This is a genomic window from Mesorhizobium sp. P3_A2 (genome assembly GCF_056403115.1).
In genome coordinates this window covers 145691-159536 of sequence record NZ_JBFUGC010000011.1, presented here as the reverse complement: position 1 = coordinate 159536, position 13846 = coordinate 145691, and the positions used below count along the sequence as shown (strand labels likewise).

13 protein-coding genes are annotated in these 13846 nt (G+C 63.2%); 5 read left to right on the top strand and 8 right to left on the bottom strand.

Annotated features, from left to right (window positions below; genetic code table 11):
- The first annotated feature begins 74 nt into the window (after positions 1 to 74).
- Positions 75 to 716 (top strand): FMN-dependent NADH-azoreductase, encoded by a 642-nt coding sequence (locus AC1DXM_RS24375; protein WP_477236946.1) that lies wholly within the window; start codon positions 75 to 77, stop codon positions 714 to 716.
- A gap of 143 nt (positions 717 to 859) precedes the next feature.
- On the opposite strand, the gene AC1DXM_RS24370 is transcribed toward AC1DXM_RS24375, so the two are convergent.
- From AC1DXM_RS24370 to dnaG, 7 genes are all read right to left on the bottom strand, one after another.
- Positions 860 to 1156, bottom strand: coding sequence for an HlyU family transcriptional regulator (locus AC1DXM_RS24370; protein WP_477236944.1), 297 nt, complete (start codon positions 1154 to 1156; stop codon positions 860 to 862).
- Between the two features lie 165 nt (positions 1157 to 1321).
- Entirely contained in the window at positions 1322 to 1996 is a 675-nt protein-coding gene (locus AC1DXM_RS24365) for a PadR family transcriptional regulator (protein ID WP_477236942.1), read from the bottom strand.
- Between the two features lie 146 nt (positions 1997 to 2142).
- Positions 2143 to 2523 (bottom strand): thiol-disulfide oxidoreductase DCC family protein, encoded by a 381-nt coding sequence (locus AC1DXM_RS24360; RefSeq protein WP_477236940.1) that lies wholly within the window; start codon positions 2521 to 2523, stop codon positions 2143 to 2145.
- A gap of 84 nt (positions 2524 to 2607) precedes the next feature.
- A complete protein-coding gene (locus AC1DXM_RS24355; RefSeq protein WP_477236938.1) occupies positions 2608 to 3237 on the bottom strand; it encodes a sulfotransferase family 2 domain-containing protein in 630 nt (209 codons plus the stop codon).
- 95 nt (positions 3238 to 3332) lie between these two features.
- Positions 3333 to 3626 carry a GYD domain-containing protein gene (locus AC1DXM_RS24350; protein WP_112563285.1) on the bottom strand — a complete coding sequence of 98 codons (294 nt, stop codon included), beginning with the start codon at positions 3624 to 3626 and terminating at the stop codon, positions 3333 to 3335.
- 337 nt (positions 3627 to 3963) lie between these two features.
- A complete protein-coding gene (gene rpoD / locus AC1DXM_RS24345; protein ID WP_352589682.1) occupies positions 3964 to 5991 on the bottom strand; it encodes an RNA polymerase sigma factor RpoD in 2028 nt (675 codons plus the stop codon).
- Positions 5992 to 6409: 418 nt separating this feature from the next.
- Positions 6410 to 8350, bottom strand: coding sequence for a DNA primase (gene dnaG / locus AC1DXM_RS24340; RefSeq protein WP_477236935.1), 1941 nt, complete (start codon positions 8348 to 8350; stop codon positions 6410 to 6412).
- Between the two features lie 290 nt (positions 8351 to 8640).
- Between dnaG and AC1DXM_RS24335 the strand changes: the two genes are divergently transcribed.
- The 3 genes from AC1DXM_RS24335 to AC1DXM_RS24325 all read left to right on the top strand — a co-directional run bounded on the left by AC1DXM_RS24335 (position 8641) and on the right by AC1DXM_RS24325 (position 11919).
- Complete coding sequence (locus AC1DXM_RS24335) at positions 8641 to 10305, top strand: Na/Pi cotransporter family protein (RefSeq protein WP_477236933.1); 1665 nt, start codon at positions 8641 to 8643, stop codon at positions 10303 to 10305.
- A gap of 93 nt (positions 10306 to 10398) precedes the next feature.
- Positions 10399 to 10608 (top strand): DUF2061 domain-containing protein, encoded by a 210-nt coding sequence (locus tag AC1DXM_RS24330; RefSeq protein WP_477236931.1) that lies wholly within the window; start codon positions 10399 to 10401, stop codon positions 10606 to 10608.
- A 129-nt stretch (positions 10609 to 10737) separates the two neighbouring features.
- Positions 10738 to 11919: an MFS transporter gene (locus tag AC1DXM_RS24325; protein ID WP_477236929.1), complete on the top strand. Its 1182-nt coding sequence runs from the start codon at positions 10738 to 10740 to the stop codon at positions 11917 to 11919.
- 23 nt (positions 11920 to 11942) lie between these two features.
- On the opposite strand, the gene AC1DXM_RS24320 is transcribed toward AC1DXM_RS24325, so the two are convergent.
- On the bottom strand, positions 11943 to 13319 hold the full coding sequence (locus tag AC1DXM_RS24320) for an aminotransferase-like domain-containing protein (protein ID WP_477236927.1): 1377 nt from the start codon (positions 13317 to 13319) through the stop codon (positions 11943 to 11945).
- A gap of 133 nt (positions 13320 to 13452) precedes the next feature.
- On the opposite strand from AC1DXM_RS24320, the gene AC1DXM_RS24315 reads away from it, so the two are divergent.
- Positions 13453 to 13839, top strand: coding sequence for a DUF983 domain-containing protein (locus AC1DXM_RS24315; protein ID WP_477236925.1), 387 nt, complete (start codon positions 13453 to 13455; stop codon positions 13837 to 13839).
- The last annotated feature ends 7 nt before the right edge of the window (positions 13840 to 13846 follow it).

Sequence of the window (13846 nt, the reverse complement as noted above, 5' to 3'; positions counted from 1 at the left end):
TATACCAGTTTTTTGAATGGGTTGGTAGGCCCATATCAAGCGGGACAATTCAATTCCCACTGGAGAGAACCGCTATGTCCATCCTTCTTGTAACCTCGAGCCCGCGTGGCTCTGCTTCGCACTCGACCCGCATCGCCACCGAATTCGCGCAGAAGCTTGTCGCCGCCGACCCGTCGGCCGAGCTTGTCGTGCGTGATCTCGTTGCCAACCCGCTGCCGCACATCGACGCCGACTATTCGACCGGCATCTACACGCCGGCCGAAGCCCGCACCCCGCGCCAGGCCGAAGTCGTCGGCGTTTCCGATGTCGCGCTTGACGAGTTGTTCGCCGCCGACACCGTGATCCTGGCCACCGGCTTCATCAACTTCAACATCTCTTCGACGCTGAAGTCGTGGGTCGACCACATCGCCCGGTCCGGCAGGAGCTTCTCCTATGGTGAGGGCGGCCCGAAGGGCCTCGTCACCGGCAAGAAGGTCTACATCGTACTTGCCTCCGGCGGCATCTATTCCGAAGGCGCGGCCGTGCAGCTTGATCACGCTGTCCCCTATCTGCGCTCGGTGCTCGGCTTCCTCGGCATGACCGATGTCGAAGTCATCCGCATCGAAGGCGTCGGCATGGGCGCCGATGCTGTTACTGCGGCGCTTGCCAAGGCGACCGCCAAGGTCGACGCGGTGGTGGCCGCAACCGCCAGCCGGCAGATCGCAGCGGCGGCGTAACGCGCCGGCGCTTATCCACCTAAATTGAAAAAGGCAGGCGCCGAGGCGCCTACCTTTTTTGCATTGTGCAGCAACTTTCCCATTGGAATTGCTTGAAAAACAACAGGCTAGAGCAACCTAGCGATTCAATCTTTGAACCGCCTCTAGCCGAAAATCTTCTCGCCCTGCTCGTCGACGAGCTGGATGCCCTTCTTGATCGAGATGTCGACAGCGTCGTCGAGCCCGGCGAAACGGTCGGCGCGGATGAAGCGGTGCTCCTTCATCACGCCGCCGACTTCCTTCGAAACCACGCCGCAGGTCTGGTACTGGCCGTCAGCCTTGTAAGGCGTGGCGCTGATCAGGAATCCCTTGTGCTCGATCTGCTTTGCCGCAGCCGCGCTCTTTGGCTCGCCTGCGTCACCGCCGCCTCCGCCGCCGAAAAGACGTTTCAGAAAAGACATGAGCAGCCTCCAACCGCAATCATCCCGCATCACATGGTGATGCGAGATGATTTTCACTAGCGGTCATCGGCTCAATCGGCAAGGGCCGCGGCTGTGCTGGCCGCTAATGCATGTCGCCCAAAAGTGCCCTGCGGTTTTGGGATAGCGACATGCACACAACCCAGCTCAGCCGCGCGACAGCGCCTCAAGAGCTTCGGCCGCGCCTTCCAGTATGGCGATCGCTTCGGCCTGCTTTTCGGCCGGTGCATCGACGATTTCGCCGAGTGCTGCACGCAGCCGGTGGCGCACGGCGCGGAACTCGTCGCGGGCTTCCGAACGGCCGCCGCGGCCACGCCGTCCGCCTTCCTCGCTGTCGTCGTTCCAGCCGAACCACTCGCGTGCCTTGGCCATCTTGCGGCCGAAGCGCTCGAGATGCTCGAGCACGCCGTCGATCATTTCGCGGTTTTCGGCGAGATGCGCCTGGCCCGCCTCGGTGATCGAAAACACCTTCTTGTTGCCGTCCGCGGCCGAGGCGGCATAGCCGGCCTCTTCGAGGAAGGTCAGCGTCGGATAAACGACGCCCGGGCTCGGGCTGTAGATGCCGCTGGTGCGCTCTTCCAACGCCTTGATGATGTCGTAGCCGTGGCGCGGCGCCTCGGCCAGCAGCGACAGCGTGATCAGCTTGAGATCGCCGTCGGCCAGCATGCGTCCCGCGCGAAATATGTCGCCCGGGCCGCCGCGTCCGCCGCCACGACCACCATGCCCGAATGGGCCAAAGCCGCCGCCACGACCACCGAACTTGCCGGCCATATGCAGGAAAGCGCGCTCGGCGCGCTCGCCAAAGGGATGATGTCTGTGCATGGATTGCTCCTTGAGTTCTATCTTACGATATATCTTAATTAAGCGCGTGCGCTCAACGAGTCAAGATATATCTTACGATGTATCTAAAGGCAGCGCCAGCGGCGTGTCACCGGCTTAGGTTCGGAGATGTCTGCGGGTCTTTCCGACTACCAGCGGCCCTTGCGCCGGTTCCAGGCATAGAGAAGATTGGCGAAGCGATCATAGACAAAGCGCGTCAGCACCAGCCCGACCGGATTGCCGAACAGCGTCGCCAGCCAGCCCTCGCGCGGCGTCACCCTCCAGACGGCAACCGCGACGTCGGCGCCGACCAGCAGCCTGCCCTCAGCATCGGTGGCATGCAGCCGGCGACGGATGTCCTCCAGCGAGGCGCCGTGGCCGGCGAGCGCCGCCGGTTCGAGGTTGATGTCACGGAATTCGATCCGCCCGGCCTTGATCGCCTCGAGCAGCCGCCGTTTCTGCCGGGTGATGCCGCCATCGCAGACGGGGCAGCGCGTGTTGTACCAGACGGTAAGCGCAGGCTTGGGCATGGCTTTCAGACCGCGACCTGAGGGACGGAACCGACTATCCCGATAATGCTATCGGCCCGCAACATGGCGAAGCGCCGCGCTTGATCAGAACTCGTAGCCGAAGCGCTCGAAGTCTCTGACATAGAGCCGCCGCACGATCGCTTTCGCCTCCTCGTCGTAGAGGGCGCGATAGTCGACCGGCGCCCCGACATTCGATCGGGGAAGCTCGCCGGGAAGCCCAAGCCGCTCGGCCAGGACATTGAACTGTTCGGCCAGTGTTTCGAAGCGCAGGACTTCGTCGACGATGAGCTTTCCATTCCTGTCCGAAATCCAGCTTGTCTGGTCCACGCGCGCCAGTCGGTTCTTGCGTTCAAGATAGCGTAGGAACGCCTTGAAGTCCCAGCGCTGCGCCTGGCGATGCCGGCGCCGCGAGGTTTTCCGGCGCAGATGCTGGTAGTTGGAAACCGCCAGCTCAAAAGGGTTGCGCACAACGGCGAATTTGTAGGCGCCGTCATAGAGCTGGGCCGGCAATTTGCGCCGCAGCCAGGCGGCTCTGTCATGCTGCTTGAAATTGGCCTTCTCCGGCGCCTCCGGCACCGGCAGCCGCGACAGCAGACGCCGCCATGGCGTCGGCTTCGGCTTCAGGCACCATGGCCGCAGCGCACGGGTGATCGAGGTCCCGGCCGTCTTCGGGATGTGGATGAAAATGAAGTTCTTCTCGAGCGAGAGGAGCATTTCTCCTCAATATCGGCAGCTTGGGTGCCGTCAAGCGGCACCCGCATTGATCACCCGGAAATGCGTCTGATCTCGTCACTTCAAGTTGCCGGTAACTACCCGAGCGAGGTGACGATCTCGCGATACGCAAATTCGGGGAAAGCCTTGAGCGTTCGCGTCCTGACGCTGCCGCCCGCCCCCAGCATCAGCGCAAAACGCGCCAACACTGCATCGTCGGGCGCCTCGACCACGGCCACCATGTCGCATTCGCCCATGGTGAGGTAAAACGCCTTGAACGATCCGCCCATGTCGGCCAGTTGCTTCTTGGCGGCATCAAGCCGCTTCGGCGACTCGCGCACGTTCCTGGCGCCCTGTTCGGTCCAGTTCATTAGCAGGATGTAGGTTGTCACGGAACACCTCCCTCCGGCGCCAGGGAGCACGGCTGAGGACCTCAGCCGGGGCGGGCATCCGGTTTGTCGCCCAGAATATGCATCCGACCTCCGAAGTATCCGCCCGCAGCGAGCTTCGTGCAAGGACTGCCGCGCCAGCCCCATTGATGCCTGAAGGCGATTTCTCCAAGCGCCAGGGCGGCGGCATAGCGACGACCGCAAAACTGTCGGCGACCGCGGCGGCATCATCATCAAGGGGACGCGGCTGAACGTGCCGTTGTAGAGCAATTCGATGAACCACCTGAAACGAAAAGGGCGCCTCGATGGGCGCCCTTAATTTCTTTGCAATCGGCGAATGTCAGCTGTCGAGGAAGCTGCGCAGCTTGCGCGACCTGCTCGGGTGCTTGAGCTTGCGCAGTGCCTTGGCTTCGATCTGGCGGATACGCTCGCGGGTGACCGAGAACTGCTGGCCGACTTCTTCCAGCGTATGATCGGTGTTCATGCCGATGCCGAAGCGCATGCGCAGCACGCGCTCTTCGCGCGGCGTCAGCGAGGCGAGCACGCGCGTGGTGGTCTCGCGCAGATTGGCCTGGATCGCCGCATCGATCGGCAGGATCGCCATCTTGTCCTCGATGAAATCGCCCAGATGCGAATCCTCCTCGTCGCCCACCGGGGTTTCGAGCGAGATCGGCTCCTTGGCGATCTTCAGCACCTTGCGGACTTTTTCGAGCGGCATTGCGAGCTTTTCGGCCAGTTCCTCAGGCGTCGGCTCGCGGCCGATCTCGTGCAGCATCTGGCGCGAGGTCCGCACGATCTTGTTGATCGTTTCGATCATGTGCACCGGAATGCGGATGGTGCGCGCCTGGTCGGCGATCGAACGCGTGATCGCCTGCCGGATCCACCATGTCGCGTAGGTCGAGAACTTGTAACCGCGGCGGTATTCGAATTTGTCGACCGCCTTCATCAGGCCGATATTGCCTTCCTGGATCAGGTCGAGGAACTGCAGGCCGCGATTGGTGTACTTCTTGGCGATGGAGATGACGAGGCGCAGATTGGCCTCGACCATTTCCTTCTTGGCGATCGCGGCTTCGCGCTCGCCTTTCTGCACCTGGTTGACGATCTTGCGGAATTCCAGGATCGAGATCGCCGTTTCGGTGGCGAGGTTCTGGATCTCCGAACGCAGCTCCTTGATCGCGTCCTTCTCGTTCTTGGTGAATTCCTTCCAACCGCGCGAGGTCAGATTGCCGATCGAGCGCGTCCAGTTCGGATCGAGCTCGGAACCCTGATATTCCTTGAGGAACTCCTCGCGGCGCACGCCATAGCTTTCGGCGAGGCGCAAGAGCTTGCCTTCGTTCTGCACCAGGCGCTTGTTGATGTCGTAGAGCTGCTCGACCAGCGCCTCGATGCGCGCGGTGTTGAGCGACAGCGACTTCACCGCCTTGATCAGTTGGTCCTTCAGCTCCTTCAGCCGGCGGTCCTGGCTGGGCGACAGCGTGCCGGCCGCGGCCAGCCGGTTCTCGACCTGCTGGTCCTGCAGCTTGCGCAGCTTCTTGTAGGTGTCGGCGATGACGTCGAGCGTCTCCATCACCTGCGGACGCAGTTCCGCTTCCATCGCCGCCAGCGACAGGCTGGCCTCGTCCTCATCTTCCTCGTCGTCATCGACCAGGCCGCGCGTGTCGGTGCCGACATTGGTGATGTCGTCTTCGTCTTCACGGCTGCCGCGGCGTGGCTTTTCCTCGGGCTTCGGGGCCTCCTCGATGCGCTCCACCACCGGCGCCTGTTTGGCTTCGGGGCCGGCATAGGTGGCTTCGAGGTCGATGATCTCGCGCAGCAGGATCTTGGATTCGTTGAGCTCGTCACGCCAGATGATGATGGCCTGGAAGGTCAGAGGGCTTTCGCAGAGGCCCGCGATCATCGTCTCGCGGCCGGCCTCGATGCGCTTGGCGATCGCGATTTCGCCCTCGCGCGACAAAAGCTCGACGGAACCCATTTCGCGCAGATACATGCGCACCGGATCATCGGTGCGGTCGGTCGGCTCTTTCTTGGTGGTCGTGGCGGCGACGGCGGTGCCGGTCTGCTCGGCCAGTTCGTTGGCGTCTTCCTCGGCATCGGCATTGCTGTCGGCGGCCTCGGGCTCCTCGCCCTGGTCGTCGTCCTCGACCACGTTGATGCCCATGTCGGACAGCATCGCATTGATGTCTTCGATGCGATCCGGATCGGTCTCTTCCGACGGCAGCACCGCATTCAGCTCGTCAAGGGTCACATAGCCGCGCTTCTTGGCGGCCTTGATCATCTTCTTGACAGCATCATCGGAAAGGTCGAGCAGCGGGCCATCGGTGGCGCCTTCACGTTCGGTCTCGACCTCTTCCTTTTCCTTTGTCGCCATAGTCTTTATCTTCTCCTAGCGGCCGAACATCGAAGCCGCGTAAGCTGCCGCACCGGTCAAATTATGCGCTCGTGACGAAACGCGCTTCACCGGCCGGCAACCGCATCAACTCTTTTGTTTGGTTCATATCGTGCCCCAAAACCGGTTTTCACTTTTGGGCGACATGCATTAAGTCCAGATTAACCCTGATATCTGTGGCAGGCTAACAGCCTGTCCAGTGATCAGCACCTCACATCGCTGCATTTCCCATCGACGCCGGCACGGGTTAAGGTTTCGAATCGTCCTGATTCCGTCATTCTGCCAGAAGGTCAAGCGCCTCTCGCATGATTCGCATCAAAAAAGCGAATCAATTACCCGACTTAGAGGCGTCGATTCGACGCGCAGCACGTTTCAACTTCACTCTTGCGCAGGTTTCAACCTACACGCGTCCAGCCTTGCCCGAGGACACGCCGAACCCTTCGATCAGCGCTTCCGTTGCCTGCACATCACGAAATTGCGCCTGAATCTCGACGAGATGCCGGTAGTTTTCGTCTGTGGGATCGCTGGCGAGCGCTGCTTCCGCCTGCTTGAGCTCCTTATGTAAGGTGCGCGCGCTGCGCTGCAAGTGCAGTGCCTGGTTGAAGGCGTCACGGGCATCATCAAGGGCGGCGGTTTCCAGCGCCGGCCATTGCCGGGCGCGTTTGATCAGCGTCACCGCCCGCTCCCAGATATCGCTGCAGCCGGCGCGCTCGATCGTGGCGATCACCGCGTCGCGGTCATTGGCCATGTCATGCGCCATGGCATCGAGGATGGCGGCGTGCAGCCGCTGCAGATCGGTGTTGGCGAGATCGAGGAACTCGACATGGGCGAAATTCTCGTCGATCAGCGCGGGATGGTTGACCAGCGCCACGATGATCGTCGCCTCGCGCACCGACATCATCTCGCCGCCGCGCTTGACCATGGCGGAGCGGCCGAGGCTTTCAGTGATCGCGGCGCGCGCGCCGACGCCGCCGCCTTTCGCGAACTGCCCGCCGGGTGCGGCCGTTTTGCCCTGCCCCGGTTTCCAATCCTGACGGCCCTGCCGAACAGTGCGCTGGGCGCTGAAGAAGTTCAGCATGCGCTCGCGCATCCACTGCTGGTAGTGGTAGCGCTGCCCCTCGTCGCGGATGCGGCTGGTCAGGTCGCGCAGAGTCTTTTCCAACCCATCTCGCCGCTCGGGCGTGTCGAAGACGCCGCCTGCAGTCTCGCGCATCCACAAAAGATCGGCCAGCGGCCGCGCTTCGGCGAGCACGGCGCGAAAGGCGTCCGGCCCTTCAGCCTTGACCAGATCGTCGGGGTCCTTGCCCTCGGGCAACAGGGCAAAGTGCACCGTGCGCCCCGACTGGACCGACGGCAGCACAAGATCTGCGGCGCGCCACGCCGCCTTCAGCCCAGCCTGGTCGCCGTCGAAGCACAACATCGGCTCCGGCGCCATGCGCCACAGAAGTTCGAGCTGGTTTTCGGTGAGCGCGGTGCCGAGCGGCGCCACGGCATTTTCGAAACCGGCCTGCGCCAGCGCGATGACGTCCATATAGCCTTCGACGGCAATCACCGTGCCGCCCTTGGCCAGCGCTTTGCGGGCGCGGGCGAAATTGTAGAGCACATTGCCTTTGTGAAAGAGCTCGGTATCGGGCGAGTTCATGTATTTGGCCAGCGCATCGGGCGCCAGCGCGCGGCCGCCGAAGGCGATGATCTTGCCGCGCGAATCCGGGATCGGAAACATGATGCGGTTCCGGAACCAGTCGTAGGAGACCGGAATGTCGTCGCCATGGCGCACCAGCCCGCAGGCCTCGATGTCGGCCTTGGGCACGCCCTTGGCGGCGAGATGCTCCTTCAGCGCGTTGCGGCTGTCCGGCGCATAGCCCAGCCGGAACGATTGCTGCGTCGCCGGTGTGAGTCCGCGGTCCCTGAGATAGGCGCGCGCCTTGGCGCCTTCCGGTCCCTGCAGCCGCTCCTGAAAGAAGGCAGTCGCCATCTCCATGACGTCGGTGAGGCTGGCGCGTTCCTTCTCGCGCTGCTCCTCCCGTTCGTCGCGCACCGGCATCGGCACGCCGGCCATCTCGGCGATCTTCTCGACCGCTTCGGGAAAGCTCAATCCGTCGAGCTCGGTCAGGAATTTGAAATGATCGCCTGACACCGAACAGCCGAAACAGTGGTAGCGGCCCTTCTTGTCCTCGCAGTGAAAGGACGGGCTCTTCTCGCCATGGAAGGGGCAGCATGCCCAGTAATCGCCGCGCGACGCGTTGGTCTTCTTCCTGTCCCACGCGACGCGCTGGCCGATAACCGATGAAATCGGCACACGGTCGCGTATCTCGTCGAGAAAGGCGGGCGGAAAGCGCATCGGGGAACTCGTTTCCCCACCATATAATCATGCCGACGAAATCCGACGACCCCGAATACCGGCCATACCCGGTTTCCACAGGCAAAAAGAAAGGCGGCCGTTACCGGCCGCCTCCAATTCCCTCATTTCCGACACGCTCTGTCGCGCGCCAACGCGCCCTTGAAATCGACAATATTTTATTACCCGGCTAAACTAATCGAGCTATTGTCAACTGCAGCTATGATCATGATTCGCACCTCCACGTTCACTGCTGTTCGCGTCGCCGCTGCTCGTCGAATGCGGGCGTCGACATGAGCGGTTCGGTCGTTCTCCTGCATCTGGCCGGCGCCGTGGCGCTGATGCTGTTTGCCACCCGCATGGTGAAAACAGGCGTGGAACGTGCCTATGGCGACGTGCTGCGCCACAAACTGCGCGCCACCATGCGCAATCCGATCATGGCGGTTCTGGCCGGCTGTGGCCTGTCGATCGCACTGCAAAGCTCCACCGCCGTCACGCTTCTCGTCGGCTCCTTCGCCGGCGCCGGCATCGTCTCCGGCATATCGGGCCAGCTTGCGGTGCGCGGCGCCGAGATCGGCTCGGCGCTGGTGGTCAAGCTCTTGACCTTCGATCTCACGCTGCTGGTGCCGATCTGCCTTGTCGCCGGCACCGTCATGTTCATGGCCACCGAGCGGCGCGACTGGCGCCAGTCCGGCCGCATTCTGGTCGGCATCGGCCTTTTGCTTCTGTCGCTGGAGATGATCGGCCAGGCGTCCGAGCCGCTGCGCCAGAGCACGCTGATGCCGCTGATCGTCAACTATTTCTCAGGCGATTTCGTCACCGCCTATCTGCTTGCAGCCCTCATCACCTGGCTGTTCCACTCCTCGATCGCCGCGGTGCTGCTTTTGGTGACGCTGGCCGGCCGCGGTTTCATCCCGCCGGAACTCGGCATCGTGCTGGTGCTCGGCGTCAATCTCGGCTCGTCGATCATCGCGCCGCTGCTCACCCGCAACGCCGAGCCTGGCGTGCGCGTCGTGCCGATCGGCAATCTGTTGATGCGCGGCATGGGCTCGCTGGTGATGCTGATCCTGTTTATGACGCTGAAGCCGCCGGTCGCCTTCCTCGGCACCACCGTACCGGACCAGATCGTCAACGCCCACATTCTGTTCAATGTGCTGATCCTGCTCGCCGGCCTGCCGCTGGCCAGTTTGGTCTATCGCGTTTCGGAGAAGATCGTGGCGATGGGCACCAAGTCCGAACCGGCCGCAGCTCTCGACGTCATCGAGCTTTCCGCGCTCAACGACAGCGCGCTGGACGTGCCGAGCCAGGCGCTGGCCAATGCCACCCGCGAGGTGGTGCGGGTCTGCGAAACGGTCGAGATCATGCTGAAGCGCATCATCGAACTCTACGAGAGCGCCGACGCCGACAAGATCAAGGCGCTGGCCGCACTTGACGACCGTGTCGACAGGAAGCACGCGGCGATCAAGCTCTATCTGGCCAAACTGACCAGGAACTCGCTCACAGAGGACGAGGCCCTCCGCTGCCAGGAATTGATCGGTGCCTGCGTCAAGCTCGAGCAGGTCGGCGACATCATCGTGCGCAACATGCTGGTGCATGTGAAGAAGAAGCTTGAGCGCGGGCTGGAGTTCACGCCCGAAGGCTGGCGCGAACTCAGCGCCTTCCATGCCTCGGTGCTGGCCAATGCCAGGCTCGCCTTCAATGTGCTGGTGTCCCGCGACCCCGAGGCCGCGCGCCAGCTGGTGCTGGAAAAGGACCGACTGCGCGACCGCGAGAAGGAAACCAGCGCCAGCCATTTCGTGCGCCTGCGCGACGGCACCGCCAAAAGCGTCGAGACCAGCTCCATCCACCTCGACACCATCCGCGACCTGAAACAGATCAACTCGCTGCTGGCGTCGATGGCCTACCCGGTGCTGGAAGAGCGCGGCCTGCTCGGTGGGTCGAGGCTGAAGGCCAGCTGAGCACGAACAAGCGCCTGCTGCGGCGAAATTAGTCTTTGCGCGCCCAGCCCTCCCTCGGCTAAGCATCAGGTCAGTCTACCGGGAGGATAGTCTTTGGATACCCATTCGCGCAGCTTTGCCAAGGCGCTATCGTGGCGCGCCACCGGCACCATCGACACGATGATCATCTCGCTCGTCATCACCGGCAGCATCAAGCTTGCCGCGGCCATCGGCGCCACCGAGGTCGTCACCAAATCCTTGCTGTATTACCTTCATGAGCGGGCGTGGCTGAAAATCCCCTACGGCAGGAAAAACGTCGCTTAGACTTGGCGGGTGCCGCCAGCTGGGATGCGCCGGATCAAGAAAACCTAAAGCGGCGTCGACAATTTCTGCATTGCCGGCAAGCGCCATCCATGATTTGAGGCGACCTCGTCTCAGGATCGCTTCCGCGCCATGCTTCCGCTCATTGCCCTGTTCATCGCCGCCTTCGCTTTCGGCACCACCGAATTCGTCATCGCCGGTGTATTGCCGCAAGTGGCCGATGGCCTCGGCGTTTCGATCCCGACCTCCGGCTATCTCGTCTCCGGCTATGCCGGCGGCATCGCGGTTGGCGGGCCGTTGCTGGCGCTCGCCACCAAAGGCATTTCCCGCAAAACCCTGCTGCTTTGCCTGACCGTCGCCTTCACCATCGGCCAGGCCGCTTGCGCGCTGGCGCCCGACTTTGCCTCGATGCTGCTCCTGCGCATTGCGGTCGCCGTAGCGCACGGAGCCTATTTCGGCGTCGCCATGGTGGTGGCCGTCGGCCTTGTGCCCGAGGACAAGCGCGGCATGGCTGTCGCCGTCATCCTCTCCGGCCTCACCGTTTCCAACGTCATCGGCGTGCCGGCCGGCACCGCGATCGGCAATCTCTGGGGCTGGCGCGCCACCTTCTGGGTGATGTGCGCGCTTGGCGTGGTGGCGTTTGCTGCGATGGCCGCCCTCTTGCCGCGCAAAACGGGCGCGTCGAGCCCGCCAGCCAACCTTGGCCACGAGGTGCGCGTGCTGGCGCGCCAGCAGGTCTGGACCTCGCTGATCCTGATGCTGATGCTGATGATCGGGCAGTTCGGCCTGTTCACCTACATCACCCCGACGCTGCTTGAAGTGACCCATCTCGACGAAGACCTGATCCCCTGGGTGCTGCTGCTCAACGGCGTCGGCGCCACCGTCGGTGTCTTCCTCGGCGGCAAGCTTTCCGACTGGAAGCTGATGCCGTCGCTGATCACCATGCTTGCCCTGCAGGCGGTGATGCTTGGCGTGATCTATGCCGTCAGCCCCTACCCTCTGCCGATGATCATCGCCATCGTCATTTGGGGTGGCCTCAACTTCGCCATTGGCACGCCGATCCAGACCCGCATCCTGGCCTGGACGGCGGACGCCTCCAATCTCGCCTCATCGCTCATCCCGTCCGGCTTCAATGTCGGCATCGCGCTCGCCGCATCGCTGGGCGCCGCCATGCTCAACGCCGGTTACGGCTATCGCAGCCTGCCGGTGGTGGGCGCTGCTGCGATGCTGGTCGCGGTCGCGGTGGCGCTTGCCTCCTACATCTGGGAAGGGCGCAGCCGGGCAGCCCCGCCGCTGCCGGCCGCGGCCGAGTAGCGCACCAGCCGCCATTGGCGGCATCAGACCGGAGCGGGCGCGTATCCGGAGCTGCCCGCAAGGATCGAGACGAGGCTGCGCAGGCCCTGTTCAAGCCTTTCCCGGCTGGATGCTGCCCCGAGCGCCAGGCGCACGCCTTTGGCTGCATCCGGCACAACGGTAAACTCCTCCGCCGGACTGAGGGCCAATCCTCGGCGTCGTGCGAGATCGGCGAGTTCCAAGGAACTCAGCTCCCCTTCGAGAGGATACCAAAGATGCAGGCTGGATGGCGCCGAGGCGAAGCCTCGGGGCAGAATCATCCGCGCCGCCTCCAGTCTCGCTTGCGCTTCGGCGCTCACTGCGGTGGTGATCTCACCGGCGAGGCCGTTGCGTATCCATTCGCAGGCGAGGCCCGTCATCAACGGCGGGGCCATCATCGTGGTCCCGCGGATAGCTTCGGCAATCGGCTCGATGGCGTCAGTGCCCGATCCGACGAGGAACGCGGTGCGCAGGAACGGCGAGACACATTTCGCCATCGTCGCGACATGAATGGTCCACTCGGGCGCCAGGCTGAGAAAGGAAGGCGGAGGTGCTGCAACCAGCGGGCTGTACGGGTCGTCCTCGATGATGGTCAGACCCAGCCTCCCCGCCACCCGCGCCAGATCGCGGCGTCGACCCTCCGGCATGACCAGCGCGGACGGATTGTGCATCGTTGGATTGAGATAGAGGATTCGGGCGCCGTGCCGGCGCACCGCCTCCTCGAGATAGTCCGGGCGCATTCCTTGATCGTCACATCCCACACCGGCCAGCTCACGCTTCGTTGTCCTGGCAAGCGCTTTCAGGCCCGGATAGGTCAGCGCATCGGTGACGACGGTGTCACCCTCGCGGGTTTGCGACAGAACAACGGCTGCGAGCAAAGCCTGCGCGCCTGAACCGACAACCACACGATCGACCGGCAGCCTGTCACCCGTTGCGGCGAGCCACGCGGAACCCGCGGCGCGCTCGGCGGGCGAGCCGGGCCCGGGATGGTAGGACAAAAGCGCCTCCGCGCTCGAACGGCGCAGCAATCCGTCTATGCCGCTTCGGATCAATGCCGGCAGGCTGAGGCCTGCGGGTGCCGGCGGGATGTTCATGCTCAGATCCAGGATCGGTTCCTCGGCCTCTCCCGGCGTGACGAAGGTGCCCCGCCCCGCGGCGGCGTCGATGAGATTGCGGCGGCGGGCCTCGGTGAACGCTCTGGTGACTGTGGTCAGATCGACCCCCAGCAGCCGGGCCAATTCACGCTGCGGCGGCAATCTGTCGCCCGGCTGCAGGCGCCCGCTGGAGCGGGCGACGGCAAGCGCGTCGACGATCCTGAGATAGATCGGCCCTGGCCCCTCTCCCAATACGGAAAGCCATCCGAGCTCGCCGTCGCCAATCATCCTGCTACCGCCTTCATTCTCGTATCCATACATTTTGTCGCATTGTATGCATACAACTATGATACTAGTATGTATCACGAACCTCAAGGCCGGATGAGAGGGCCCTTTGATGAGGTCGGTTGGAGTGACCATCATGCACGATCACGCGCACTATCCCCCGCTTGTGCCATGGCAAGTCGGAATTCGCGGCCGCTGCCCGCGTTGCGGAGAAGGCCGGCTGTTCAACGGATTTCTGACGCTCGCGCCAAAATGCGAGGTTTGCGGGCTAGACTACTCTTTCGCAGATCCGGCCGACGGCCCTGCCTTCTTCGTGATCTGCTTTGCCTGCGTCCCCTCTGTGCTTTTCGCCGTCTGGGCACAAGTGACCTTTGAGCCGTCCATGTGGTTCCATGTCTTCGTTTCGTTGCCGATCGTTTTTGCCACATGCATCCCGCCCCTGAGGCCGCTCAAAGGCTGGCTCGTGGCAAGTCAGTTTTACCACAAGGCGGAAGAGGGCAGGCTGGCCAGACCCGGCGAATAACGTCTGA

What these genes read in the sequence shown, in the direction of transcription:
- AC1DXM_RS24375 (WP_477236946.1), top strand. Translation starts at nt 75, where the DNA reads ATGTCCATCCTTCTTGTAACCTCGAGCCCGCGTGGCTCTGCTTCGCAC.
- AC1DXM_RS24370 (WP_477236944.1), bottom strand. Translation starts at nt 1,156, where the DNA reads ATGTCTTTTCTGAAACGTCTTTTCGGCGGCGGAGGCGGCGGTGACGCA.
- AC1DXM_RS24365 (WP_477236942.1), bottom strand. Translation starts at nt 1,996, where the DNA reads ATGCACAGACATCATCCCTTTGGCGAGCGCGCCGAGCGCGCTTTCCTG.
- AC1DXM_RS24360 (WP_477236940.1), bottom strand. Translation starts at nt 2,523, where the DNA reads ATGCCCAAGCCTGCGCTTACCGTCTGGTACAACACGCGCTGCCCCGTC.
- AC1DXM_RS24355 (WP_477236938.1), bottom strand. Translation starts at nt 3,237, where the DNA reads ATGCTCCTCTCGCTCGAGAAGAACTTCATTTTCATCCACATCCCGAAG.
- rpoD (WP_352589682.1), bottom strand. Translation starts at nt 5,991, where the DNA reads ATGGCGACAAAGGAAAAGGAAGAGGTCGAGACCGAACGTGAAGGCGCC.
- dnaG (WP_477236935.1), bottom strand. Translation starts at nt 8,350, where the DNA reads ATGCGCTTTCCGCCCGCCTTTCTCGACGAGATACGCGACCGTGTGCCG.
- AC1DXM_RS24335 (WP_477236933.1), top strand. Translation starts at nt 8,641, where the DNA reads ATGAGCGGTTCGGTCGTTCTCCTGCATCTGGCCGGCGCCGTGGCGCTG.
- AC1DXM_RS24325 (WP_477236929.1), top strand. Translation starts at nt 10,738, where the DNA reads ATGCTTCCGCTCATTGCCCTGTTCATCGCCGCCTTCGCTTTCGGCACC.
- AC1DXM_RS24320 (WP_477236927.1), bottom strand. Translation starts at nt 13,319, where the DNA reads ATGATTGGCGACGGCGAGCTCGGATGGCTTTCCGTATTGGGAGAGGGG.
- AC1DXM_RS24315 (WP_477236925.1), top strand. Translation starts at nt 13,453, where the DNA reads ATGCACGATCACGCGCACTATCCCCCGCTTGTGCCATGGCAAGTCGGA.